Here is a 22,249-nt window from a genome sequence, read left to right on the forward strand (position 1 = left end):
AATCAAGTTTGACTACTCACCCAAACACCGCGAAGGTAACGCCCCAGACGGCATTAGTCAAACTTGATTAGCGAGCATCCCCAGGATGCCGCTCCCCCGTCGCGTAAGGGTTCTCCTCGCCCTCCCGCAGGACACCGACGAACGGCGCACCCTCCCCCGCGAAGGTGTACGCCCCGCCCTCGATGCGGTCGATCAGCCCCTGGGTCCACGCGGCCTCCGCGTCGGCCGTGTGGATCCAGAGGTTCATGATCTCGCCGATGTGGCCCAGCTGTTCGGGCCCGTCCTCGGGGATGTAGTGCTCGGTGACGGAGGCCCGCCACGCGGCGATGCCCCGGGTGCGCTCCGTCAGCAGCGCCACCGCCTCCGCCCTGGGCAGCTCGACGACGAAGCCGATGGCGGCGGACTTCACGTCCATCTGCTGGTCGTAGGACGTCAGTGCCTCCCGCAGCAGCCGGAAGAACTCCTCGGTGCCCCAGTCGGTGATCTCGTACTCGGTGCGGGGCGGCCCCCCGGCCGTGGACGGCGCGATCTCGTGGGCGTGCAGAAGGCCCTGCTTGGCCAGCTGCTTGAGCGCGTGGTAGATCGAGCCGGGCTTGGCGTTGGACCACTCGTGCGCGCCCCAGTATTCGAGGTCGTTGCGCACCTGGTAGCCGTGGGCCCGCCCGTGCTGGCGCACGGCGCCGAGCACGAGGAGACGGATCGCTGACATGGGGCCAGCGTAGGACCCGGCAGGTCAGCCCCAGCTCGTGCCCTGCTCCTTCGCGACCAGCTCGAACGCGGTGGCGCCGTCGAGGGACTCGCGGATGATGTCGGCGTGCCCGGCGTGCCGGGCCGTCTCGCGGATCAGGTGCAGACAGACCCAGCGCACGGAGACCCGCCCCTCCGGCGGGAACCACGGCTGGTTCGGCAGCGGAAACGTGTCGTCGAGGCTGGGCACCGACCGGATGTACGCCTCGGTCTCGGCGGCGACCTTCTCCCAGTAGGCGAGCTGCGACTCGACGGTCTCGCCGTCGACGAGCTGGAACGTCTCGTGCCAGTTGGCCTGGTCCCGCTGGATCGCCGGCGGCTCCTGCTTGGCCCGCGCGATCCAGCCCTGCTCGACCTCGGCGACATGCTTGAGCAGGCCGGAGAGGGAGAGCTCACTCGCGCTGGGCCTGCTCGCGGCCTGTTCCTCCGTCAGCCCGAGCAGCGCCCGGCGGATGCCACCCCGCTGCTCCTCGATGAACGCGAGCAGCGCCCCGCGCTCGTCGCCCCGCGCCTCTGCCGCTACATGCGTGACCATGGCCTTCGCCTTCCGCCGGTGCCGGCAGGAGGCCCGTCCCCCTGCCCGACACCGACGAAGCTACGGGCCATTGAGGACAGGTTCTGTCCTCAATGGCCCGGGTTGCGACGCCGTACTCGAAAAATCAGCCGTTCAAGGGATCAGAACGGGAACCCGCTCCGCCCGTGCTGCACCGAGATCCACTTCAGCGTGGTGAACGAGTCCAGCATCGTGTCGCCGTTGAGGCGGCCGAGGCCGGAGGACTTCTCGCCGCCGAAGGGGACGATCGGCTCGTCGTGGACGGTGCCGTCGTTGACGTGGAACATGCCCGTGTCGATCTGCTTGGCGAAGTTGACGCCCCGCTCGATGTCACCGGTGTGGACGGCGCCGCTCAGGCCGTACGGCGTGTCGTTGACGATGGTCACCGCCTCCTCCTCGCCGTCGAACGGGATGAGGAAGGCGACCGGACCGAAGACCTCCTGGCGGAGCAGTTCCGAGTCGGCGGGGAGGCCGGTGAGGACCGAGGGCGAAACCAGGTTGTCGTTGGTCTCGCCGTGGACCAGAGCCGTGGCGCCTTCGGCGATGGCCTGCTCGACGACACCCGAAAGGGCGTCCGCCTGCGAGGAGTTGATGACCGGGCCGATCACGGTCCCCGGGTCGCGCGGGTCGCCGACCTTGAGGGACTTGACCTTGGCGACGAACTTCTCGGTGAACTCGGGGGCGATCGAGCGGTCGACGAGGACACGGTTCGCGGCCATGCAGACCTGGCCCTGGTGGACGTAGCGGCTGAAGACCGCCGCGTCGACCGCGTAGTCGATGTCGGCGTCGTCGAGGACCACGAGGGCGCTGTTGCCGCCGAGTTCGAGGACCGAGCGCTTGAAGTGCGAGGCGCAGACGGTCGCGACGTGGCGGCCGACCTTGTCGGAGCCGGTGAAGGAGATGACCTTCGGGATCGGGTGCTCGATGAACGCGTCGCCGATCTCCGCGATGTCGGTGACGACGACGTTCAGGAGGCCGCCCGGCAGGCCCGCGTCCTCGAAGATCTTCGCGACCAGGGTGCCGCCGACGATCGGGGTGTTCTGGTGCGGCTTGAGGACCACGCCGTTGCCCAACGCCAGTGCGGGAGCGACCGACTTGAGGGAGAGCAGCAGCGGGAAGTTGAAGGGGCTGATCACGCCGACGACGCCCACCGGGACGCTGTAGACGCGGTTCTCCTTGCCGTCGACCGGCGAGGGGAGGATCCGGCCCTCGGGCCGCAGCGCGAGGTGGATCGCCTCGCGCAGGAACTCCTTGACCAGGTGCAGTTCGAAGCCGGCCTTCAGGAACGTGCCGCCGAGTTCGGTGACGATCACCTCGGCGATCTCCTGCTCGCGGTCCTCGATGATCCGCAGGGCCTTCTCGAACACGGCGCGGCGGGCATAGGGGTTGGTCGCGGCCCACGTCTTCTGGGCCCGGGCGGCGGCCTTGTACGCCTCGTCGACCTCGTCGACCGTGGCGATCGTGATCGAGGCCAACTTCTCGCCGTCGTACGGGTTGAAGTCGATGATGTCCCAGGAACCGGTGCCCGGGCGCCATTCTCCGTCGATGTACTGCTGAGCCAGGTCGGTGAAGTAGGACGACATGTGTGATCCCTCAATCGCTAGCAGACACGATCAACAGCAGACCCGATCATCGATCATCACGGTCTGATCACACGTCATCGTACTTGTGTTTCAAGAGAGTTGGAGTAGTCCCCTGAGAAGATCCCGGCTCTCGTCCGGGCCCGGACTGTCCTGCTGGAGCTCCTTGAGAGCCTTCTCGTACTGGGCCACGTCCTCGGCCTTGTCGAGATACAGCGCGCTGGTGAGCTGCTCCAGGTAGACGACGTCGGAGAGGTCCGACTCCGGGAAGGAGAGGATCGTGAAGGCGCCGGACTCGCCGGAGTGGCCGCCGAAGCCGAACGGCATGATCTGCAGCCGGACGTTGGGGTGTTCGGAGACGTCGATCAGGTGCTGGAGCTGACCGCGCATCACCTCGCGGTCGCCGTAGGGGCGGCGCAGGGCGGCCTCGTCCAGGACGATGTGGAAGTCCGGGGCGTTCTCGTTCACCAGGTACTTCTGCCGCTCCAGGCGCAGCGCCACGCGCCGCTCGACGTCGGCCTCGCTCGCGCCCTTCATGCCGCGCCGGACGACCGCGCGGGCGTAGGCCTCGGTCTGCAGGAGTCCGTGGACGAACTGCACCTCGTAGGCGCGGATGAGCGAGGCGGCGCCCTCCAGGCCCACATAGGTGGGGAACCAACTGGGCAGGACGTCCGAGTAACTGTGCCACCAGCCCGCTACGTTGGCCTCCTTCGCGAGGGAGAGGAGTGAGATGCGCTCCGCCTCGTCCGTGATGCCGTACAGCGTCAACAGGTCCTCTACATCCCGCGTCTTGAAGCTCACTCGCCCCAGCTCCATGCGACTGATCTTGGATTCGGAGGCACGGATCGAGTACCCCGCGGCCTCGCGAGTGATCCCACGTGCTTCCCGCAGTCGCCTGAGTTGCGAGCCGAGCAGCATCCGCCGCACCACCGATCCGGGCTCTCCCGCGCTCACGTTCGCCAGCCTCCCCAACCGTCTTCAGGGGCCGCAGTCTGCCACTAAAACACTTCGAGCAGTACTCGTTCGATTACAGAAATGGAAAGAAGAGGCTCCTGTTCACAGGAAGTTGTCAGGAAGACGTCAGCAAGATGCAAGGTCCGAGGCCGAGATCGGCGTGAAGTTGGCGGAAAAAATGGCCAACAAGCGGTACGGGAGGGTCCAATTCGGTCAGCTGCACGTGCATCTGCCCTTGCATCTGCCCTACGCATCCGAAACCATGGTCTCGCGCCACCGCTGCATCGCAACGACCGCGAATTCCCGGGAGTGCCTCGCATGGGGACGAATGGATCGACCATGCTCGAGCCGTTACGGCAGGGCCTTCCGCCGCTGGACCCCTCGGCCGTGTCCAGCGCCGCGTCGTGTTCTCTGCCCGCCCGCTACGAAGCGGTGCGCGAGGCACGGCAGTTCACCCGTCGCACGCTCGACCAGTGGGACATAGGCGACCGCTTCGACGACGTGTGCCTGGTGGTCTCCGAGCTCGTCACCAACGCGCTGCGGCACGCGCTGCCGGCCAACACCCCGCGCGCCGCCGAGCAGGGGCCGCCCGTGCGGCTGCATCTGATGCGGTGGACCGAGCGGCTGGTGTGCGCGGTGCGCGACCCCAGTCACGACAGTCCGGTCGCCCGCGACTCGGAGGACTTCTCGGCGGAGTCGGGCCGCGGCCTGTTCCTCGTCGACTCGTTCAGCGACGGCTGGGGCTGGCACCCGCTGGCGGGCACCCTCAGCGGCAAGGTGGTCTGGGCGCTGTTCCGGCTGCAACCGGACTGTCTGCGCGATGACACGTGAGAACCGCGGCGCATTTCGGCGCCGCGGTTCTACGCGCGTTGTGGGCCCGATGTCCTGCGGTGACCGTTATCCCGCTATCAGGTGGTCGAACTCGCCGTCCTTGATGCCCAGGAGCATCGCCTCGATCTCGGCGCGCGTGTAGACGAGCGCGGGACCGTCCGGGAAGCGCGAGTTGCGCACCGCGACGTCGCCGCCGGGCAGCCGCGCGAACTCCACGCAGGAACCCTGCGAGTTGCTGTGCCTGCTCTTCTGCCAGGCCACTCCGTCCAGCTGCGTGGCAGCCATGCCGTTGTACACGTCGAACCCCAAGTACACGCTGTCAACGCGGTGGTCCACAGGTCGCTCCCGGTTGTGCACTGGCTGGTGTGGCCATTGATGCAGTGGTCAACTGTTCCGGATCATAGCCCTGTTCATGTGCAGATGCATGGGCAGATGCACGTGCACGCGGGGTGCTCCTCCGGTTACAGCTTTGACGACTGCTTTACCGATGCCGTTCCAGCGTCTGCCCCAGTCCTTGCGGGACATGTACTTCCTCACAGGACATGCACTAGTGAAGACGCACGACGGGGCCCTTGTGTTCCGGGAGGGAACGGCTATCGCGTCGCGTAGGGCAACAATGCCATCTCCCGTGCGTTCTTGATCGCGGCGGCCAACTGCCTTTGCTGCTGGGCGTTCACACCTGTGACCCGGCGGCTGCGGATCTTGCCGCGGTCGGAGACGAACTTCCGCAGCAGGTCGGTGTCCTTGTAGTCGATGTACGTCACTCCGGCCGCGTCCAGTGGATTGCGGCGGGACTTGGCGGTCTTGCGCTCGGGCTTGCGGGGCACGGTCAGATCTCCAGGAGGGTGTCGAAGGCGGGCGGCAGGCGCTTCCAGGCGGCGCGCCCCGCGGCGTACTCGGCGTCGGTCAACAGGCAGTGGTCCAGGAGCCGTTCGAGGCCGTCGCGGTCCAGACCGGGGGACGTGAAGACGAGGTGCTGGCAGCGGTCGCCGTGCTCCGGATGCCAGTCCAGCGCCGCGGCGGCACGGCGCACCGGAGGCACCAACTCCCAGGCGGCGTCGGGCAACGAGGCCAGCCACGGCCCCGCGCTCTCCACACACAGGGCGCCGCCGGCCGCGTCCCAGTGGAGCAGCGCGTCGGGCTTGTCGGCGAGCCAGAACCGGCCCCGGCTGCGGGCGGCGGCACAGGTCAGGTCCTCCAGCGCCGCGTACAGCCGCTCCGGATGGAAGGGCCGGCACCGGTGCCAGACGAAGGTGCTCACCCCGCACGCGTCGGCCTCGACGGGGAGCAGGGCACAGGCGGGGTGCTGAGCGGCGGCAGCGGCCTCGACGTCGAAACCGGCAAGGGCGGCACGCGCCAACTGGCTGCGCGGGGGCGGCACGGCGGAGCCGGCCGGGGCGCCGTGCGCGGGCGGGGCAGCACCCGCGGGATCGCTGGGCGCAGGCGGGGCGTCGCCCACCGGGTCGCCGGTGGCGGACGCGGCAGAGCCCGCCGGATCGCCGTACACAGGCGGGGCAGAGTCTGTCGGGTCGCCCGACACCGGCCAGGCGGGATCCGCCAAGCCGTCGTGCCCGGGTCGGGCGGTGCCCACCGGGTCGCCAGGCACGGGCCGGGCAGTGCCCGTGTAGCCGTATTCGGGCCAGGCCCGGGCCGCCAAGTCTCCTCCCCCCAGCGGTATTTGCAGGGCCGTCGGATGCAACTGCCCCAGCAGTTCCCGGTCCTCGTCGTCGGCCTCCTCGGAGTCGAGGACCGCGAGGACGGGGGCGTACTCCAGTTGGCGGGCGAAGGTGTCGGCGACGGTGCGCTGGTCGGTGGCCGCCGCCGCGAGGCCGGTGTCGGCGAGGTCGTCGCCGTTGCCGAGACAGGGCAGGAGGAGGGCCGGGTCCACGGCGGTGATGACCCCGGTGAGCGTGAGGCCGCCGGAGGTGATCACCTCGGCCATCGCCTTGGGCTCGACCGAGTCCCACAACTCGACGATCGCCAGCCGGACTTGACCGGCCGCCGCCAGTCTGCGCAGTTCCGGGACCAGGTCCTCGCGCAGCGCGCAGCACGCGCAGTCGTTGACGAGGGGGGCCTCGCCGGCGTCGAGGATGCCCGTGGCGTCCCTGATCGTACGGATGACCGTGCCGGCGGCGGCCGTGGCGAGGTCGTGGTGGAGTACGACGCTGCCGGGGACGTCGTGGAGGAGTCGGGCGACGGTCGCTCTGCGGGCGTCGGCGTGCAGGCCGGCGACGATCGCGACGGAGAGGTCGGGCACGGTCAGTCCTGCTTCCCGTACCGGCGCTCGAAGCGCTCCACGCGGCCGGCCGTGTCCAGGACGCGGGCGGTGCCGGTGTAGAAGGGGTGGCTGACGTTGGAGATCTCGACGTCCACGACCGGGTAGGTGTGGCCGTCCTCCCACTCGATCGTCTTCTCGCTCGTCATCGTCGAGCGGGTGAGGAAGGCGTGCCGCGCGGCACGGTCCCGGAAGACGACGGGGCCGTAGGGCGGGTGGATGTTCTCGCGCATCTCGGTCAGCGCTCCTCTCGGAAGTCGACGTGGCGGCGGGCTACCGGGTCGTACTTGCGCAGGGTCAGGCGGTCGGGGTCGTTGCGGCGGTTCTTGCGGGTCACGTAGGTGTAGCCGGTGCCGGCGGTGGACCGGAGCTTGATGACCGGGCGGAGTTCGTTGCGAGCCATGCCTGATACCTTACTGAAAATGACTTCCATTAACAGTATCGGCTACGACCCCGATCGAGGAGAGGTACGTCACCCGTGTCCGCCCACTGCATGCTGACCGGCGCACAGCCCGGCTTCGGCAACCGCATCTCCCACTCCCACCGGCGCACCCCGCGCCGCTTCGACCCGAACATCCAGTCCAAGCGCTACTGGCTGCCCGGCGAGGGCCGTTACGTACGGCTGCGGCTGAGCACCAAGGGGATCAGGACCGTCGACGCGATCGGCGTCGAGGCGGCCGTGGCCCGGATCCGTGCCCGCGGGGTGAGGATCTGATGGCCAAGAAGAGCAAGATCGCGAAGAACGAGCAGCGGCAGCGGATCGTCGCGCGGTACGCGGCGCGCCGGGCCGAGCTGAAGGAGATCATCCGGCGGCCCGGCTCGACCGAGGCCGAACGGGCCGCCGCCCAGCGGGAGTTGCGGGGTCAGCCGCGCGACGCCAGCGCCACCCGGGTCCGCAACCGCGACCAGGTCGACGGGCGGCCCCGCGGATACTTCCGCGCGTTCGGACTGTCCCGGGTGAACCTGCGCGGGCAGGCTCACAGCGGATACCTACCCGGCGTCCGTAAATCCTCCTGGTAGGCCCTGGTAGCTTGCTGCGGTCGTCCGGCCAAGGCCGACCGGACGGCCGTCCGGCTACAGCTTGGGAGCTACCAGTGACTACGGCGATTTCGACGGTGTCGACGGTACGGATCGCGGCGGCGGCCGCCGGTCTGGCGGGCGCACTCGTCCTGACCGCGTGCAGCGGCGGCGACTCCAAGGACGACTCCTCGTCCACGCCGAGCGCGTCCGCGACCTCGGCCCCGACGGCAACCTCGAGCGCGGATTCCGGGGGCTCCACCGGGAGCAGCCCGTCGGCCGCCTCCGACGCGTTGCAGGGCAGCTGGCTCGCCACGACCGACGGCAAGGCCGTGGCGCTGGTGGTCACCGGCAAGCAGGCCGCCCTGTTCACCACCGGCGGGAGCATCTGCAGCGGGACCGCAGGTGAGGAGGCGGGCATGCAGATGATCCACCTCAAGTGCACGGACAAGAGCACGACCCGGGCGACCGGAATGGTCGGTTCCGTCAGCAAGTCGGGGCTCTCGGTCACCTGGTCGGGCAGTCTCGGCAAGGAGACGTACACCAAGGCGGAGGGCGGAAAGCTGCCGTCCGGACTGCCGACGGCGGGCCTCGGGTCGTAGCGCGGTCCCGGTCGTGTCGGCGGACCGGCGCCGGGTGCGGGATGATCCCCTCATGCGCACCATTCCCCTCGCCGTCACCGCCGTCGCGTCGGCCCTGCTTCTGACCGCGTGCGGCGGCAGCGGCTCGTCCTCATCGTCCTCCGACGGCAAGAACGGCTCGGCCTGCTCCTTCGACGGAGTCGCCGTCCAGGTCGGTCCCGCCAGCACCGCACCGTCCGCCGGCGACACGGGCGAGGTTCCCGTCTCGCTCACCAACCAGAGCAAGCCGTGCACCCTGGACGGCTTCGCCGGCGCCTCCCTGGAGGGCGGCGGCACCAAGGTCGCCCTCACCACCCAACAGGGCGCCAAGGCACAGAAGTTGAAGCTCGCCAAGGGTGACGCGGCGTCCTTCACCATCACCTATGTGCGCGGCAAGGCGGGCGACAAGCTGAGCCTGGCCGCCACGAAGCTGGTCATCACGCTGCCCGGCAGCAGCGACAGCGCGAGCTACAAGTGGTCGTACGGCCCCGTCCAGGGCAAGACCTCCGTGAGCGACTCGGACGCCTCGGTCGGCGCCTTCACCCAGGCCGGCGACTGACGTCCGTCACTCGAGCGGCGGCCGGGCCCCGACCTGCGCCCGGTCGGCCGCCTCGGCGCCCTCCGTCCAGCCCGCCTCGTCGGTGACCCCGCGCAGCCGGGTCGTGGTCGTCTCCGGGAACATCTCGTCGAGCCGGCCGGTGACGGCGACCTCGCGGGTGGCGAGCACCGGCAGCAGATCGTCGGTCACCTGCGTCCCGGCCGCCTCGGCCAGCCGGGTGCCGATGCGGTGGGCGTAGGCCGCGAGGAAGGACTGCCGGAAGGTCTTGGTCCGCCGCCGCCCGCCCGCGCGCTGGGCCGCCTCCGCCTTCGTCATCGCGGTCGTGGCCTGCACCAGCAGCGAGGTGTACAGCAGCTCGACCACCTCCAGGTCCCCCTCGAACCCGACGACGGTCGAGAAGCCGAAGGCCTCGTTCCACACCGCCCGGCAGTGGTTCGCCCCCGCGACCGCGTCCAGCAGCACCGCCTTCGCCTGCTCGTACGGCGCCTCGACTCCGATCCGGCACGCGCCGGGCTCGTCCTTCGCCGGCGCCTGCGCGTCGAGCAGCGCCTCGTCGATACTGTGCCGCGCCATCAGCTCCTGCGCCTTGGCACTCAACGCCTCCGCCTCCTCCGGAAACCCGGTCGCCTCCGCCTTCGCGAGCAGCGCGCGGATCCGGGTGAGCATCCGGGACGCGGGCCGCCCGCCGTCGTGCCGCCGCTTCGGCTCGTCCAGCGGTTCGAGATTCGGCAGCCGCAGCAGCAGCCGGTACAGCTCCAGGAGGGTGGTGGCGTGTGTGAAGCGATCGGTGCGGGCGGGCTTTGCGGTGGCGGCCACTTCGTCCAGCTGCGCGGACCAACGCGGGCCGCGCGCCCGGTCGTCGGGTGCCTGCGCGCGAATCAGCTCCGACAGCAGCCGTACGTGTACGTCCTCCAGCTCCCGCCGAACCAGCCGTACGACATCCGCGGGCTGCCACCCGCGCCGCCAGGCCGCCGCAACGAACTCCCGCCCCCGCCGGTCGAGTTCGGCGTCGGCCGCGGGGTCGGCGGCAAGAATCGAGGCACCTGTGTCGAGGGCGTCGTGGGTATCGGAGTAGAGGGCGGCCTCGAAGGCGCGCTCGACGGTGCCGGTCGTGCTGCTCACGGGTCGATCGTGTCATGGGGTGGAGGGGAGGGGGGACCCTGAAAAAGTGTGCCAATTTTTGCCGAAGTGTCACGCTTACGGCTTGGCCCACCTCGGCAGGCGGAACGGAGAAGCACATTCATCCACACCCTGTGGACAACCAACTCCCGGCCGAACCAAGGGCGTTGAAGTATTGAGGTGCCGGCAACACAGTCCCTACTACACCAAGGAGGCCCCATGCAGTTGCGCAACGTCACCGCGGACGACGCCGACGCCTACATCCGGATGCGGTGCGACCCGGTCATGATGGCCGACCTCGGCGGCCCGCTGCCGCGTGAACTCCAGCCCGACAAGGCGCGTCGAGACGCCGCCGAGGCGGCGGCCGACATCTGCTGGATCAAGATGATCATTCCCGACCCGGACGCTCCCGCCGCAGTGGCCGGGTCGGTGACCATCTGGTCCCACGACACCGACGAAGGACCCGTATCCGAGATCGGCTGGATGGTCCTGCCGCAATTCCAGGGGCGCGGCCTGGGCAAACTCGCGGCCCGAACACTCCTCGAACAGGCTCGGGACGAAGACCGCTGGGGCGTGGTGCACGCGTTTCCGGCGACGGGCAACGCGGCCTCGAACGGCATCTGCCGGTCTCTCGGCTTCCGCCTCATCGGCGAGCGGAACGTCACGTTCGCGGACCGGGTCCTGCGGAGCAACCACTGGGCCCTCGATCCCCGCACCGACCTGAAGCCGGCCTGACAGCCGCCACCACGACCAGGTGTCAACCTAGGGTTGACGCCCACGTACTGTCAACCTACGGTTGACGCATGACGACCAATCCGAACGTCACCTCATCCGTACGTCTCGACGACCTCATCGCGGCCATCAAGAAGGTCCACCCCGCGCCGCTCGACCAGCTCCAGGACGCGGTGATCGCCGCCGACCACCTGGGCGACGTGGCCGACCATCTCATCGGCCACTTCGTGGACCAGGCCCGGCGGTCGGGCGCCTCCTGGACGGACATCGGCAAGAGCATGGGGGTCACCCGGCAGGCCGCGCAGAAGCGGTTCGTGGCCAAGGAGTCGGCGGACCTCGACCTGAGTCAGGGGTTCAGCCGGTACACCGTACGGGCCCGCAATGTCGTGATGGCCGCCCACAACGCGGCCGTCGCCGCCCGCAACTCCGAGGGCCGTCCCGAACACCTCGTCCTCGGGCTGCTCGCCGAACCGGACGCCCTCGCGGGCAAGGCGATCACCGCGCAGGGGGTCGCCCTGGACGCCGTACGCCAGGCGGCGACCACGGCGCTGCCGCCGGCCGCCGAGGAGGTCCCGGACCTCGTCCCCTACGGCCCCGAGGCCAAGAAGGTCCTGGAACTCACCTTCCGCGAGGCCCTGCGCCTGGGCCACAACTACATCGGCACCGAACACATCCTGCTCGCCCTGCTGGAGCACGAGAACGGCGAGGGCGTGCTCAACGGCCTGGGCATCGACAAGCCCACCAGCGAACGGCACATCGCCGAGATGCTGCACCGGCTCCAGGGCTGACGGGCCGACGGGCCGACCTCAGAACTGGCTCGTGTCTCAGAACTGGCTGGTGTCGAGGTCGAACCCGAGCGGCTCCGGCAGCGCCACGGTCTTGGAGATCTCGATCTCGGCGGCACGCGTGTAACGGTCCTCGGAGGGCTCGCTGTAGACGATGACCGTGCCGGCCTCGCGGTCGATCAGCAGGTAGCAGGGGATGCCCGCACGGGCGTAACCGCGGAGTTTGGGCCCGCGGTCGTTGGCCGCGGTGGACTCGGAGGTCACCTCGCCGACGAGGACGACCGGCGCGGGGTCGTGATAGCGCTGGTCGTCGGCGAAACTGCCCTTCGGGGCGATCACCAGGTCCGGGATGACCTTGCCGGTGTCGGACGCTCCTGGAACGTGCAGACCGAGACCGGTGTAGCGACCGTATTCCTTTCGATGGTCCCGGACCTGGCCGGTGACCTCGGACACGATCTCTTCATGTTCCCCATTGGCCGGAGGCACCACGTGGATCTTCCCTTCGATCAACTCCACGCGCCAGCCCTCCGGGGCGGCGGCGTCGAACGCATCGAAGGCGGCCTCGACGGACGCGTCCATGCGCCTCTCCTCCGTCGGACTCGGATGAGGACTCAGTCGGCGTTCTGGGGCGGTCAGTGCCACGGCGGACCTCCTTCGTACGGAGCGACCCTGTCAGCGTAGGCGAGAGGGCCGCCCGCGATCTCGCGATGCGTCACTCGTACGAGTGTGCGCGTGACGTTTCTTCGCTCGGAGACGCTCGCAGACGCCTGGCCCGCGAGCCGGTTCGCGCAGGTCGGGGCCGTTGTCAGACCTGCGTGCCACACTCGCGAACATGACCGATCGCTGGGCGCTCGCCCCGGCCGAGGGCGGTGGCGTCGAGGTCGCCGCCCTCGGTCCCGACGGGCTGCCCGGGCCGGGGGCCGTGCGGTGGGAGCCGGATCTCGTCGGGGCCGTGCGCGGTCGGCCCGACGTGAGCCGGTGGGTGTGGCGGTCCACCGCCGAGGTGTATCCGGCGCTGCTCGCCGCGGGGGTGCGGGTGGAGCGGTGCTACGACGTGGAGGACGCCGAGACCCTGCTGCTCGGGTACGAGGGGCGGCACGGGGAGCCGCGGTCGGCCGCCGCCGCGCTGGCCCGGCTGCGCGGCGGACCCGTACCGCCGGATCCCCCGCAGCGGGCCGCCGAACCCGGTTCGCAGTCCTCGCTCTTCGAACCGCAGAGCGTGCGTCTCCCCCTCGCCGACCTCCTCGCCGTGTACACCGAGCAGCAGCGGCGGCACGACACCACCGAGCACCCCGACCGGATGCGGCTGCTCACCGCGTCGGAGTCGGCGGGCATGCTGGTCGCCGCCGAGATGAACCGGGCGGGGCTGCCGTGGAGCGCCGACGTGCACCGGGAGCTGCTGCACGAGTTGTTGGGCGAGCGGTATGTGGGTGGGGGCGAGCCTCGACGGTTGGCCGAGTTGGCGGACGAGGTGTCGGCCGCCTTCGGGAGGCGGGTGCGGCCGGACCTGCCCGCAGATGTCGTCAAGGCCTTCGCGCAGGCCGGGATCAAGGTCAGGTCGACCCGGCGCTGGGAGATCCAGTCCCTCGACCACCCGGCGGTGAAGCCGCTGCTGGAGTACAAGAAGCTGTACCGGATCTGGGTCGCCCACGGCTGGTCCTGGTTGCAGGACTGGGTGCGGGAGGGGCGGTTCCGGCCGGAGTTCCTGGCCGGCGGGACCGTCACCGGGCGCTGGGTCACCAACGGCGGGGGCGGGCTGCAGATCCCCAAAATCATCCGGCGCGCGGTGGTCGCCGACCCGGGCTGGCGGCTCGTCGTCGCCGACGCCGACCAGATGGAGCCACGGGTGCTCGCCGCGATCTCCCGCGACCCCGGGCTGATGGAGGTGGCCGGCCGCCCCACCGACCTCTACCAGTCCGTGTCCGACCGCGCCTTCTCCGGCGACCGCGACCAGGCCAAGATCGCGGTGCTCGGCGCGGTCTACGGCCAGACCTCCGGCGACGGCCTCAAGAACCTCGCCGCGCTCAGACGCCGGTTCCCCAAGGCGGTGGCGTACGTCGACGACGCCGCGCGGGCCGGTGAGGAGGGGCGGCTCGTGCGGACCTGGCTGGGGCGGACCTGCCCGCCGGTGGCCGGCGGCGAGGACGCGGCGGAGGAGGCGGGCATCCCGCAGGACGACCCCGTCACCGCGCCCACCGACCAAGGCTGGGTGCCGGGCTACGCCTCCACCAACTCCCGTGCCCGGGGCCGCTTCGCCCGCAACTTCGTCGTCCAGGGCAGCGCGGCCGACTGGGCTCTGCTGATGCTCGCCGCGCTCCGCCGGTCCTGCGCGGAGCTCGCGGCCGAGCTGGTCTTCTTCCAGCACGACGAGGTGATCGTGCACTGCCCGAAGGAGGAGGCCGAGACCGTGGCCACCGCGATACGGGAGGCCGCCGACCTCGCCGGACGCCTGACGTTCGGGGAGACACCCGTCCGCTTCCCGTTCACCGTCGCGGTGGTCGAGTGCTACGCCGACGCGAAGTAGGACCGAGGCCTACAACTGTCAACGCGCGTCACCCTGCGACAACAGCTCACCCAGCTCCTCCACGACCGCCTTCTCGTCGGTCCCGTCGAGCGCGGCGAGGGCGGTACGCCACTCCTCGTACGCTTCCTCCACGCGCCCCTGTTCCCGTAGCAGCAGGCCGAGTTGGTGACGGGCGAGGCCGCCCATGTAACGGTCGGCGCGGGCGTCCGCGCGGCGCAGCAGCTCCGCACACTCGGCACCGGCGGCCTCCGTCCGGCCGAGCAGCCGCAGCGCCCGGACCAGTCCGAGCCGGGTCTGCGACTCGCCGTGCCAGTCGCCGAGGTCGCCGAGGACGCGCAGGCTCTCCTCGAAGTGCGGTAGGGCGGCGGCCGGTTCACCGAGAGCGAGGTGGGCGTAGCCGATGTTGCAGTGCGCGGAGTGCTGCACGATCACCGCGCCGATCCCGACACCGATGGCCAGCGAACGCCGGTGCTGCTCGATGGCGGCGCGCGGATCGGTGTGCTCGTACAGGTTGCCGAGATGGCTGTAGGTCACGGCCTCGCCGTACGGATCGTCCAACTGCCGTGAGTACGCGAGACTCTGACGCAGCGCGACCCCGGACTCGGCATGCCGGCCCAGCCCTTCGAGGAGAAGACCCCGGTTGTTGAGACACCGCCGAATCCAGGAGGTCGCGTCGAGCCGCCACCAGATGGCCAGCGCCTGATCATTAAGAGCGAGGGCCTCGCTCTGCCGCCCGGTCAGAAAGTGCAGCCCGGCGAGATCACCCAACGCGTACGCCTCCGCCGCCTCGTCCCCGAGCCGCCGCGCCGCACCCAGACCGACCCGCCCGAGCACCTCCATCTCGGCGACCCGCCCACCACGCAGCACATACGGAAAGAGCAGCCGGACAAGGGTCGAGACCTGGGCGGTTCTACGCCGGTCGGCGCTGTCGCCGTACCGGTTGACGAGCGCCACCACGTTCTCCAACTCCAAGTCCCCCCAGGCAAACGCCTCCTGGGAGTCCCGGAACGGATCGACGGCCGCCACCTCCGCCGCATGCCCGGGCAACTGCGCGGCAGTCGGCCGCCGCCGATCGTCCTGATCGAGCCCCGGTTCGACAATCGCGATGAGCGCCCGCTCGGCAACGGCGGCGTACCAGGCGAGAGCGACATCGACGAGATCGCTGGGCCGCCCGGCCCCTACGATTTCGCTGCGCGGCCCAACCGCTGCGACACCGCCGCGCGGCTCGGCCGCCGTGACGCCGGCACGCGATCCGTCAGCCGTGACGTCACCACCGTGCGGCCCGGCCCCCGCAACGTCAGCACCCGGCCCGGCCGCCCTGACGTCACCGCACGGCTCGACCCCCGCAACACCGCCGGCCTGCTCAACTACGGGACTGTCGCCACGCGATCCAGCCCCCGCACCCACACCGGACGACCCGGCCGCCGCAATATCGCCACGCGGCCCGAGCGCAGGGGCATCGCCGCGAGAATCGGCCGCCGCGATGTCACCGCGCAGCTCGGCCGCCGTGCCGTCAGCACGCGCCCCGGCCGCCCTGACGTCGCTGTACGGCTCGATGACCTGCTCGACTACGGGATTGTCGCCACGCGATCCAGCAGCCTCCGCACCCACACCGGACGACCCGATCGCCGCAGTGTCGCTGCGCGGTCCGGCCTCCGTGCCCGCACCAGGCGACCCGACCCCCGCGCTATCCCTGCGCGGGCCAACCGTCGCGACGCCGCCGCGCGATCCAACCCCCACGACACCACCGAACGACCCGGCCCCCGCAATATCGCCGCGCGGCCCGGCCGCCGCCAGTTCGCGGGCGAAGTCTCTGACCAGGTCGTGGGGGGTGTAGCGGCCGTATGCCGTTTCCTCCAGGAGGGCTACGTCGACGAGGCGGTCGAGGGCGGCCTCGGCGCGGCGTTGGGCGGTGGTGGTGAGGCGGGCGAGCAGGGGGGCGCCGTAGGCCGGGAGGTCTAGGGCGCCGATGTGGTGGAGGGTTAGGGCCGCGTCTCGGTCGGTTTCGCGGTCGGAGGCGGCGAGGGCGTCGTGGGCCACCGCCAGGGAGCGGCGGACGCTGAGGTCGTCGTACTCCAGGTGGGGCAATCGGCTCTCCGTGGCGGCCAGTTGGCCGGCCAGGACACCCGGGGTGAGCGCCTTGCGCGCGGCGAGGCGGGCGGCGACCACGCGTAGCGCGAGGGGGAGGCGGCCGGTGAGTTCGACGAGCGGGTGGGCCGCGCCGAGGCCGTCGCGGCCGGACACCGCGCGCAGCAGTGCCGCGCTGTCCTCCCCGGACAGCGGCGCGAGCGGGAAGCGGCGGGCGCCGTCGAGGGCGGTCAGCGGTGAGCGGCTGGTGACGAGCACCGCGCAGCCCGTGCCGCCGGGCAGCAGCGGCCGTACCTGGGCGGCGTTCCCGGCATCGTCCAGCAGCATGAGTGTGCGGGTGGGGGCCAGCAGGGAGCGCAGCAACGCGGCTGCCGCGTCCGGGTGTTCGGGGATGTGCCGGGGTTCGGCGCCGAGGTCGCGGAGCAGCGCGTGGAGGGCCTGGCCGGCGGTGAGGGGGGCCATGCCCGGGGTGGCGCCGTGCAGGTTCACGTACAACTGCCCGTCCGGAAAGTGTTCCCGCAGCTCATGGGCGGTGTGCAGGGCGAGGGCGCTCTTGCCCACGCCGGCCATGCCGCTGATCACCACCAGGGCGTGCGAGCCGGGTTCCGCGGAAGGGCGGCGCGCGAGGGTGTCGCGCAGGGCGTCGAGGGTGTCGGCGCGGCCGGTGAAGTGGGCGGGCGGGGGCGGGAGTTGAGCGGGGCGGGGCGGCGAGGGCGGCCGATCCAGGATTCCGGCCCCACCGGGCCCACTGGCCGCACCGGCCGCACCAGACCCACCGGACCCACCAGACCCACCAGACCCACCAGACCCACCGGACCCACCGGACCCACCGGACCCACCGGACGCGCCGGCCCGACCGGACGCGTCGGGCACATTCACCGACTCACGCGCACCGACGCCCCCACCGGCCTCGACGGGACCGGGATCCCCCGCCCGCACCTCGACCACCCCCCGCAACACCTCCACATGCGCCTCCCGCACCCCCGCCCCCGGCTCGATGCCCAGCTCCTCGATCAGGCGGTTGCGCAGGTCGCGGTGGACGGCGAGGGCCTCGGGCTGGCGGCCGGTGCGGTGGAGGGCGAGCATCAGCTGGCGGTGGTAGCCCTCGCGGAGCGGATGGTCGGCGACCAGCGCGGCCAACTCCGGTACCAGCGCGCCGAGTCGGGCGCCGCCGAGGGCGAGCTCGGCGTCGTAGCGCCATTCGAGGGCGAGGAGGCGGGCCTCGGTGAGGCGTTGGGCGAAGGCGTAGCCGCCGAGTTCGGCGGGGAGGCCGCTGAGCGGGGTGCCGCGCCACAGTGCGAGGGCCGCCGTGCAGGCGCGGACGGTCCGGGGCCAGTCCCGGTCGGCGTGTGCGGCGCGGGCCGCGGTGACGTGGGACTCGAAGACGTGGACGTCCAACTCGCCCTCGTTGACACGGAGTTGGTAGCCGGGCGGGATCGCGCGCAGCCGTTCGGGGTCGTCGAGGAGGCGGCGCAGCCGGGTCACGTGGTTGTGCAGGGACGCGTGCGCGGAGGCCGGCGGCGAGCCGCCCCACAGGGCGTCCTTGAGCGCGTCGACGGAGACGACCCGGCTCGGTTCGAGGAGCAGCGCGGCGAGCAGGACGCGCACCTTGGTGCCGCCGATGGGCCGCACCAGGTCGCCGTCACGGCCGTAGAGGACAGTCGTGCCCAGCAGTCCGAACCGCAGCTCGCACCGCATCACACCGACCCGTCGCCCTTCCGCGCGGCCCTGTCGGCCGTGCTCCGCGGCGGAGTTCGCCGCCGTCCCTGGCGGATTTCCGCCCCGTACCCGGCGGTTTCCCGCCAGCCTGTCCCGGTCGTCGAGGGCCGGGATCCGCTACCGTACCCGCCCTCTTCCGCTGCCGCGCGGCGACTTCAGGCCATCCGTCCCCGGAGCATCGGGCGCACCGTTGGCCACATGTTAGCGATTCGTTGGCGCGACCTGATGTGATCACTTCATCGGATCTGGCCCGACGGTGCGCGCGTACGACGCGCAACTCGGGGGAGTGTCGCCGTCGTGGCCGGGTCCGGGGACGCGAGAGGGCCCCGGTCGGCGGAGGTGATCGACCGGGGCCCTCGTCCCTCACATCTGTGACATCCGCGGTACCGCTACATCTTTGACATCCGCGGTACCGCGGCTCAGATCACGGGCGGACGGCCCAGCCGCGTCAGCCGCCACACGGTCCGCCAGCGCATGGCCCGCCGCTCCCCCGCCGGTTCGCGCACCCCCTCCACGAACCCTCCGAACCACGCCCGCAGCCCGCCGAGCGACCGGGTCCGTACGAGGGTCAGCAGCGTCCACACGCCCAGGTGCACCGGGATCAGCGCGAGCGGCAGCCGGCGCCGGACCAGCCAGACGCGGTTGCGGGCGGTGACGCGGTGGTAGATGGCGTGCCGGGCGGGCGAGGTCTTCGGGTGCTGGAGGAGGAGCTCGGGGACGTAGCGGATGTGCCAGCCGGCGTCGGCGGCCCGCCAGGCGAGGTCGGTCTCCTCGTGCGCGAAGAAGAACTCGGCCGGCCAGTCCCCCGTCTCGGCGAGCATGGCCATGCTGAGCGCGTGGCCGCCGCCGAGGAACCCGGTGACGTAGCCGCCCCGCATCGGGTCCCCCGCGCCGACCCGCGGCACATGCCGCCGCTGGGTCTCGCCGTGCTCGTCGGCGATCCGGAACCCGACGATGCCCAGGCGCGGTTCGGCCGCGTACAGGTCGCGCACCCGGCGCAGCACGTCCGCGTCGACGAGCAGTCCGTCGTCGTCGAGTTCCACTACGACGTCCACGTCGCCGAACTCCCGCAGCCGGGCCAGGCCGACATTGCGTCCGCCCGGGCAGCCGAGGTTCTCGTCGACGTCGACGGTGGTGACCTCGCCGGGCAGGGAGAGCCGCTCGGCGAACTCCGGGAGCCGGCAACCGTTTCCGACGATCACGATGCGGGCCGGCGGGAGGTCCTGTTTGGCCACGGACTCGAGAAGCGCGTCGACCTCGGCGGGCCGGTTTCCCATGGTCACCACGGCGACGGCGATCCTCGGCTCCACCACGTCCCTCACTCCATCCGGCCATCCGGCGATGCCCGCGCCCTGACCGCGCAACACTCGCTGTTCACCAAGATGTTGCCTTACGTCGGCAGGTGGCTACGACTCAAGTTCATTTTGCGGGACCTTTGTTGTGGCTTTGCCGGTTTTCCCTCCGCCGCACGAACTTCAGCCCCGACCAGTCCTCCCCCAGCGCGGCCACCTTCACATCCACCACCCCGAGCGGGAGGAAGAGGTCCCGGAGACCGTTCTCGGTGATGTCACTGACATGACCCGCGGCCTTGCGCGGCCAGGCGATCCACAGCATGGCGGCGTCGTCGAGACCGAGGACGAGTTCCATCCCCTCCGCGTCCAGTTCCTTCCACTCCCGGTAGAAGGCGACGGTGACGTCCGCGTCGCGCGTCCCGCCGTCGGCGACCTCGCAGTCGTCGGGCAGCCCGGGGATGTCCCACCCGTCGGGCGCGTGCCGCAGCCGTACCCGGTGCCCCGGCTTGACGCCGATCTTCTTGGCGAGCGGAGTGGCGGAGTAACCTCCGGCCGCCGCAGGGGAATTGACCATGTGCTCTGACCTCCGTACCGCAACGGTGTCTGTTCTTCTCTTCTTACGTCTTCTCTTCTTACGGCAACGGCGCCCCGCCTCGGTCGAGGCGGGGCGCCGTACCTGTATACGTGAGGGTCAGCCCGCGACCTCGAAGGTGGCGGCCTTGGACACGAACGCCGTGCCGCCGTCCTTGGCCGTGGCCAGCGTCGAGACGTTCCAGGTGCCCTTGGGCGCGTCGGCCGCCTCCTTCTTGGTGACCTTGAAGGTGTAGGTGCAGCGCGAGGTGTCGCCCGAGGTGGGCTTGCACGTGGCGGAGTCGACGTAGCGGAGGTCCGCCTTGGTCGGCGCCGGCTTCGAACTCGCGGGCCACGCAATGACCTTGAGGCCGCGGATGCCGGAGTCGTCGGTGACGTCCACGGTGTAGGTGAAGGAGCCGGCGGCGCTCGCGGTCGGGGCCGTGTAGCGGGCGGAGCCGTTCGTGAGGGTCGGCTCGGTGGGCGTGGAGGCGGCCGACGCGGCGAGACCGGCGGCGACGACTCCGCCGACCGCCGCGACACCGACGAGCGAGGAGACGAGAGCGCGCTTGGACATGGACATGGGAGATCCCCCTGGGTGGTGTGGGTGGTGTGGGAGGCGGTGGTCGACCGCTTCCCTCGATGTGATCGAGCCTAGGAGCGGGGCGGGGCGCGGTCCTCCGGCTGAAGGACGGTTGCCGCCTTGAACCAGAGATAGAGAGTCCCGGGGCCGTAATCCCCCTTCAGCCTGAGCCGGGCCCCTCACCTGCGCCCATAGCCTTTGAGTGCCATGAAACGAACCGACGACCGGCTGCTCCCGGTCCTGCTGATCTGCGCCCAGGCCCTGGTGTGGCCGGTGGCTCCGCTGCTGCGCGGCACCGTGCCGACCGCGGCCGACCTGCTCGTGGCCGCCCTGGTCGCCGGACCGGTGACGGCGGCGCTCGCGCTGCGCCGCAGCCGCCCGGTGACCACCCTCGTCGTGGTCGCGGCGGCCTGCGCGGTGGGCGCGGGACCGCTGCCCGTCGGCGCGATGGCGCTCTTCGGCACCGTGGGCGTCGCACTCGCCCTGTTCTCGGTGGCGGCCGAGCGCGACACCTTCACCACGGTCCTGTGCGTGGTCACGCTCGCCCTCTGGCAGCTGCTCCAGAACATCAACCTGAACGGCCTCAGCGACAACAACGGCCTCGACCTGGTCCTGACCGCCCTCCTCTACGCCACCTCGTGCGGCGCGGGCATGTTCGTACGGCGCACCCGTCGTGCCCGACAGGCGGCCGAACTCCTCCTGAACCGCGCCGAGACCGAACGCCACCGGCTCCCGGCGGCCGAACGCCGCCGTATGGAACGGGAGTTGCACGACGTCAGCGCCCACCACCTCACGGCCGTGGTCGTCACCGCCGGCGCCGCGCTCGGCCTGCGCGAACGCCGTCCCGAACTCGCCGCCGAGGCACTGGATTTCGCGACCGAGACCGGCCGCGAGGTCACCCGCGCACTGGGCGCGGTACGCGCCCCGGCCCCCTCGCGCGAGGAACTCCCCTCCCCCGAGGAGCGGTTGCGCGCCCTGATCGCCGGCTTCCGCCGCCTCGACCAGCCGGTGGACGCCGAGATCGACCCCCTTCCCGACGGCGCCGTCGCGGACGCGGCCTACGGCATCGTGCGCGAGGCCCTGACCAACGTGGCCCGCCACGCGCCGGGCGCGCGCACCACGGTGCTCTGCCGCTACGGCGACACCCGCACCGACGTCGTGATCACCAGCGCGGCCCCGCCGACCGGCACCCCGGCCCACGGCGCGGGCCTCGGCGGCGGCCGCGGCCAGGGCTTCCTCCGCTCCCGGGCCCGCGAGGCGGGCGGCACCCTGACCACCGGCCCCACGGAGGAGGGGGGTTGGGAGGTACGGGCGACCCTGCCCGGCCGTATGGCCGGCCCGGTCGAGGAGTCGATCCCGCCGAGCTACCGCGTGGCCCAGGTGGTCGCCGCGTTCGGCCTGTGCGTGCAGCCACTCCTGCCGACCCTGATCATCCGGGCGGAGTCGGCACCTACCAGTGACCATGTCTCGGCGGGCGTGCTGTTCGCCCTGCTGGCGGCGGCCCAGGCGGTGGCCCTGCTGTGGCTTCGCAGGGCGCGAGTCATCGCACAGGGTGCGTTGTTGGGCTTGGCGTTGTTGTGGCCGGTGGCGATGGAGGTGGGGAACTACACGGGTCCGGTGTGGCTGCCGCCAACGCTGAGTGGGGTGGCAACTTGCGTTGCGTTGTTGGTTCGTAAGGGGCGCGGGGCCGTATCGATCAGC

Annotated in this window: 24 protein-coding genes; 9 read left to right on the top strand and 15 right to left on the bottom strand. The window is 71.0% G+C overall.

Features of this window, described 5'->3' with window-relative positions:
• Positions 1-67: 67 nt before the first annotated feature.
• From SSP08S_RS24250 to SSP08S_RS24265, 4 genes are all read right to left on the bottom strand, one after another.
• Positions 68-709 (bottom strand): PadR family transcriptional regulator, encoded by a 642-nt coding sequence (locus SSP08S_RS24250; protein ID WP_019070233.1) that lies wholly within the window; start codon positions 707-709, stop codon positions 68-70.
• Between the two features lie 24 nt (positions 710-733).
• Positions 734-1,282: a DinB family protein gene (locus SSP08S_RS24255; RefSeq protein WP_019070234.1), complete on the bottom strand. Its 549-nt coding sequence runs from the start codon at positions 1,280-1,282 to the stop codon at positions 734-736.
• Between the two features lie 140 nt (positions 1,283-1,422).
• Positions 1,423-2,883 (bottom strand): aldehyde dehydrogenase family protein, encoded by a 1,461-nt coding sequence (locus tag SSP08S_RS24260; protein WP_019070235.1) that lies wholly within the window; start codon positions 2,881-2,883, stop codon positions 1,423-1,425.
• A 90-nt stretch (positions 2,884-2,973) separates the two neighbouring features.
• Positions 2,974-3,810, bottom strand: coding sequence for a Sco1979 family transcriptional regulator (locus tag SSP08S_RS24265; RefSeq protein ID WP_019070236.1), 837 nt, complete (start codon positions 3,808-3,810; stop codon positions 2,974-2,976).
• Positions 3,811-4,152: 342 nt separating this feature from the next.
• Between SSP08S_RS24265 and SSP08S_RS24270 the strand changes: the two genes are divergently transcribed.
• Entirely contained in the window at positions 4,153-4,665 is a 513-nt protein-coding gene (locus SSP08S_RS24270) for an ATP-binding protein (protein ID WP_078532498.1), read from the top strand.
• Between the two features lie 66 nt (positions 4,666-4,731).
• On the opposite strand, the gene SSP08S_RS24275 is transcribed toward SSP08S_RS24270, so the two are convergent.
• The 5 genes from SSP08S_RS24275 to rpmG form a co-directional block, all read right to left on the bottom strand.
• Complete coding sequence (locus SSP08S_RS24275) at positions 4,732-4,950, bottom strand: DUF397 domain-containing protein (protein WP_051105974.1); 219 nt, start codon at positions 4,948-4,950, stop codon at positions 4,732-4,734.
• A 308-nt stretch (positions 4,951-5,258) separates the two neighbouring features.
• A complete protein-coding gene (gene rpsR, locus SSP08S_RS24280) occupies positions 5,259-5,492 on the bottom strand; it encodes a 30S ribosomal protein S18 (protein ID WP_019070238.1) in 234 nt (77 codons plus the stop codon).
• A 2-nt stretch (positions 5,493-5,494) separates the two neighbouring features.
• Complete coding sequence (locus SSP08S_RS24285) at positions 5,495-6,922, bottom strand: GTP-binding protein (RefSeq protein ID WP_019070239.1); 1,428 nt, start codon at positions 6,920-6,922, stop codon at positions 5,495-5,497.
• Between the two features lie 2 nt (positions 6,923-6,924).
• A complete protein-coding gene (locus tag SSP08S_RS24290) occupies positions 6,925-7,173 on the bottom strand; it encodes a type B 50S ribosomal protein L31 (RefSeq protein WP_019070240.1) in 249 nt (82 codons plus the stop codon).
• Positions 7,174-7,178: 5 nt separating this feature from the next.
• Positions 7,179-7,343 (bottom strand): 50S ribosomal protein L33, encoded by a 165-nt coding sequence (gene rpmG / locus SSP08S_RS24295; RefSeq protein ID WP_019070241.1) that lies wholly within the window; start codon positions 7,341-7,343, stop codon positions 7,179-7,181.
• 75 nt (positions 7,344-7,418) lie between these two features.
• Here rpmG and rpmB point away from each other — a divergent pair, with 75 nt between their 5' ends.
• From rpmB to SSP08S_RS24315, 4 genes are all read left to right on the top strand, one after another.
• A complete protein-coding gene (gene rpmB / locus SSP08S_RS24300) occupies positions 7,419-7,655 on the top strand; it encodes a 50S ribosomal protein L28 (protein WP_019070242.1) in 237 nt (78 codons plus the stop codon).
• The gene (gene rpsN, locus SSP08S_RS24305) at positions 7,655-7,960 is read left to right on the top strand and encodes a 30S ribosomal protein S14 (protein ID WP_019070243.1); all 306 of its coding nucleotides are present in this window, start codon (positions 7,655-7,657) and stop codon (positions 7,958-7,960) included. The genes rpmB and rpsN overlap by 1 nt, the downstream gene beginning before the upstream one ends.
• Positions 7,961-8,034: 74 nt before the next feature.
• Positions 8,035-8,559, top strand: a complete 525-nt coding sequence (locus SSP08S_RS24310) for a hypothetical protein (RefSeq protein ID WP_026178788.1) — start codon at positions 8,035-8,037, stop codon at positions 8,557-8,559.
• A 52-nt stretch (positions 8,560-8,611) separates the two neighbouring features.
• Positions 8,612-9,136: a DUF4232 domain-containing protein gene (locus SSP08S_RS24315; RefSeq protein WP_019070245.1), complete on the top strand. Its 525-nt coding sequence runs from the start codon at positions 8,612-8,614 to the stop codon at positions 9,134-9,136.
• A 6-nt stretch (positions 9,137-9,142) separates the two neighbouring features.
• Here SSP08S_RS24315 and SSP08S_RS24320 read toward each other — a convergent pair whose 3' ends face one another.
• A complete protein-coding gene (locus tag SSP08S_RS24320; RefSeq protein ID WP_019070246.1) occupies positions 9,143-10,258 on the bottom strand; it encodes a DUF2786 domain-containing protein in 1,116 nt (371 codons plus the stop codon).
• Positions 10,259-10,474: 216 nt separating this feature from the next.
• Here SSP08S_RS24320 and SSP08S_RS24325 point away from each other — a divergent pair, with 216 nt between their 5' ends.
• Both SSP08S_RS24325 and SSP08S_RS24330 read left to right on the top strand, forming a co-directional pair.
• Positions 10,475-10,990: a GNAT family N-acetyltransferase gene (locus tag SSP08S_RS24325; protein ID WP_019070247.1), complete on the top strand. Its 516-nt coding sequence runs from the start codon at positions 10,475-10,477 to the stop codon at positions 10,988-10,990.
• Between the two features lie 68 nt (positions 10,991-11,058).
• A complete protein-coding gene (locus tag SSP08S_RS24330; RefSeq protein ID WP_019070248.1) occupies positions 11,059-11,775 on the top strand; it encodes a Clp protease N-terminal domain-containing protein in 717 nt (238 codons plus the stop codon).
• 36 nt (positions 11,776-11,811) lie between these two features.
• Here the strand turns inward: SSP08S_RS24330 and SSP08S_RS24335 are convergent, their stop codons facing one another.
• A complete protein-coding gene (locus tag SSP08S_RS24335) occupies positions 11,812-12,351 on the bottom strand; it encodes a Uma2 family endonuclease (RefSeq protein WP_019070249.1) in 540 nt (179 codons plus the stop codon).
• 253 nt (positions 12,352-12,604) lie between these two features.
• Here SSP08S_RS24335 and SSP08S_RS24340 point away from each other — a divergent pair, with 253 nt between their 5' ends.
• Entirely contained in the window at positions 12,605-14,296 is a 1,692-nt protein-coding gene (locus tag SSP08S_RS24340; protein WP_026178789.1) for a bifunctional 3'-5' exonuclease/DNA polymerase, read from the top strand.
• Positions 14,297-14,314: 18 nt separating this feature from the next.
• Here the strand turns inward: SSP08S_RS24340 and SSP08S_RS63530 are convergent, their stop codons facing one another.
• From SSP08S_RS63530 to SSP08S_RS24360, 4 genes are all read right to left on the bottom strand, one after another.
• The gene (locus SSP08S_RS63530) at positions 14,315-18,082 is read right to left on the bottom strand and encodes an AfsR/SARP family transcriptional regulator (RefSeq protein ID WP_019070251.1); all 3,768 of its coding nucleotides are present in this window, start codon (positions 18,080-18,082) and stop codon (positions 14,315-14,317) included.
• Between the two features lie 440 nt (positions 18,083-18,522).
• Positions 18,523-19,416 (bottom strand): glycosyltransferase family 2 protein, encoded by an 894-nt coding sequence (locus SSP08S_RS24350; protein ID WP_019070252.1) that lies wholly within the window; start codon positions 19,414-19,416, stop codon positions 18,523-18,525.
• Between the two features lie 106 nt (positions 19,417-19,522).
• Positions 19,523-19,969, bottom strand: coding sequence for a hypothetical protein (locus SSP08S_RS24355; protein WP_019070253.1), 447 nt, complete (start codon positions 19,967-19,969; stop codon positions 19,523-19,525).
• A gap of 117 nt (positions 19,970-20,086) precedes the next feature.
• Positions 20,087-20,548, bottom strand: a complete 462-nt coding sequence (locus SSP08S_RS24360) for a DUF5707 domain-containing protein (protein ID WP_019070254.1) — start codon at positions 20,546-20,548, stop codon at positions 20,087-20,089.
• Between the two features lie 207 nt (positions 20,549-20,755).
• Here SSP08S_RS24360 and SSP08S_RS24365 point away from each other — a divergent pair.
• A partial coding sequence (locus SSP08S_RS24365; protein WP_019070255.1) for a sensor histidine kinase occupies positions 20,756-22,249 on the top strand: 1,494 nt, incomplete at its 3' end.

Origin of the sequence: Streptomyces hokutonensis, from assembly GCF_000376565.1 — a bacterium.
Classification (GTDB): Bacteria; Actinomycetota; Actinomycetes; order Streptomycetales; family Streptomycetaceae; genus Streptomyces; species Streptomyces hokutonensis.

Bases quoted from the DNA above. Each gene is read 5' to 3' on its own strand.
- SSP08S_RS24250 (WP_019070233.1), bottom strand. From the start codon at position 709: ATGTCAGCGATCCGTCTCCTCGTGCTCGGCGCCGTGCGCCAGCACGGG.
- SSP08S_RS24255 (WP_019070234.1), bottom strand. From the start codon at position 1,282: ATGGTCACGCATGTAGCGGCAGAGGCGCGGGGCGACGAGCGCGGGGCG.
- SSP08S_RS24260 (WP_019070235.1), bottom strand. From the start codon at position 2,883: ATGTCGTCCTACTTCACCGACCTGGCTCAGCAGTACATCGACGGAGAA.
- SSP08S_RS24270 (WP_078532498.1), top strand. From the start codon at position 4,153: ATGGGGACGAATGGATCGACCATGCTCGAGCCGTTACGGCAGGGCCTT.
- SSP08S_RS24275 (WP_051105974.1), bottom strand. From the start codon at position 4,950: ATGGCTGCCACGCAGCTGGACGGAGTGGCCTGGCAGAAGAGCAGGCAC.
- SSP08S_RS24290 (WP_019070240.1), bottom strand. From the start codon at position 7,173: ATGCGCGAGAACATCCACCCGCCCTACGGCCCCGTCGTCTTCCGGGAC.
- rpmG (WP_019070241.1), bottom strand. From the start codon at position 7,343: ATGGCTCGCAACGAACTCCGCCCGGTCATCAAGCTCCGGTCCACCGCC.
- rpsN (WP_019070243.1), top strand. From the start codon at position 7,655: ATGGCCAAGAAGAGCAAGATCGCGAAGAACGAGCAGCGGCAGCGGATC.
- SSP08S_RS24315 (WP_019070245.1), top strand. From the start codon at position 8,612: ATGCGCACCATTCCCCTCGCCGTCACCGCCGTCGCGTCGGCCCTGCTT.
- SSP08S_RS24325 (WP_019070247.1), top strand. From the start codon at position 10,475: ATGCAGTTGCGCAACGTCACCGCGGACGACGCCGACGCCTACATCCGG.
- SSP08S_RS24330 (WP_019070248.1), top strand. From the start codon at position 11,059: ATGACGACCAATCCGAACGTCACCTCATCCGTACGTCTCGACGACCTC.
- SSP08S_RS24335 (WP_019070249.1), bottom strand. From the start codon at position 12,351: ATGGACGCGTCCGTCGAGGCCGCCTTCGATGCGTTCGACGCCGCCGCC.
- SSP08S_RS24340 (WP_026178789.1), top strand. From the start codon at position 12,605: ATGACCGATCGCTGGGCGCTCGCCCCGGCCGAGGGCGGTGGCGTCGAG.
- SSP08S_RS63530 (WP_019070251.1), bottom strand. From the start codon at position 18,082: ATGCGGTGCGAGCTGCGGTTCGGACTGCTGGGCACGACTGTCCTCTAC.
- SSP08S_RS24355 (WP_019070253.1), bottom strand. From the start codon at position 19,969: ATGGTCAATTCCCCTGCGGCGGCCGGAGGTTACTCCGCCACTCCGCTC.
- SSP08S_RS24360 (WP_019070254.1), bottom strand. From the start codon at position 20,548: ATGTCCATGTCCAAGCGCGCTCTCGTCTCCTCGCTCGTCGGTGTCGCG.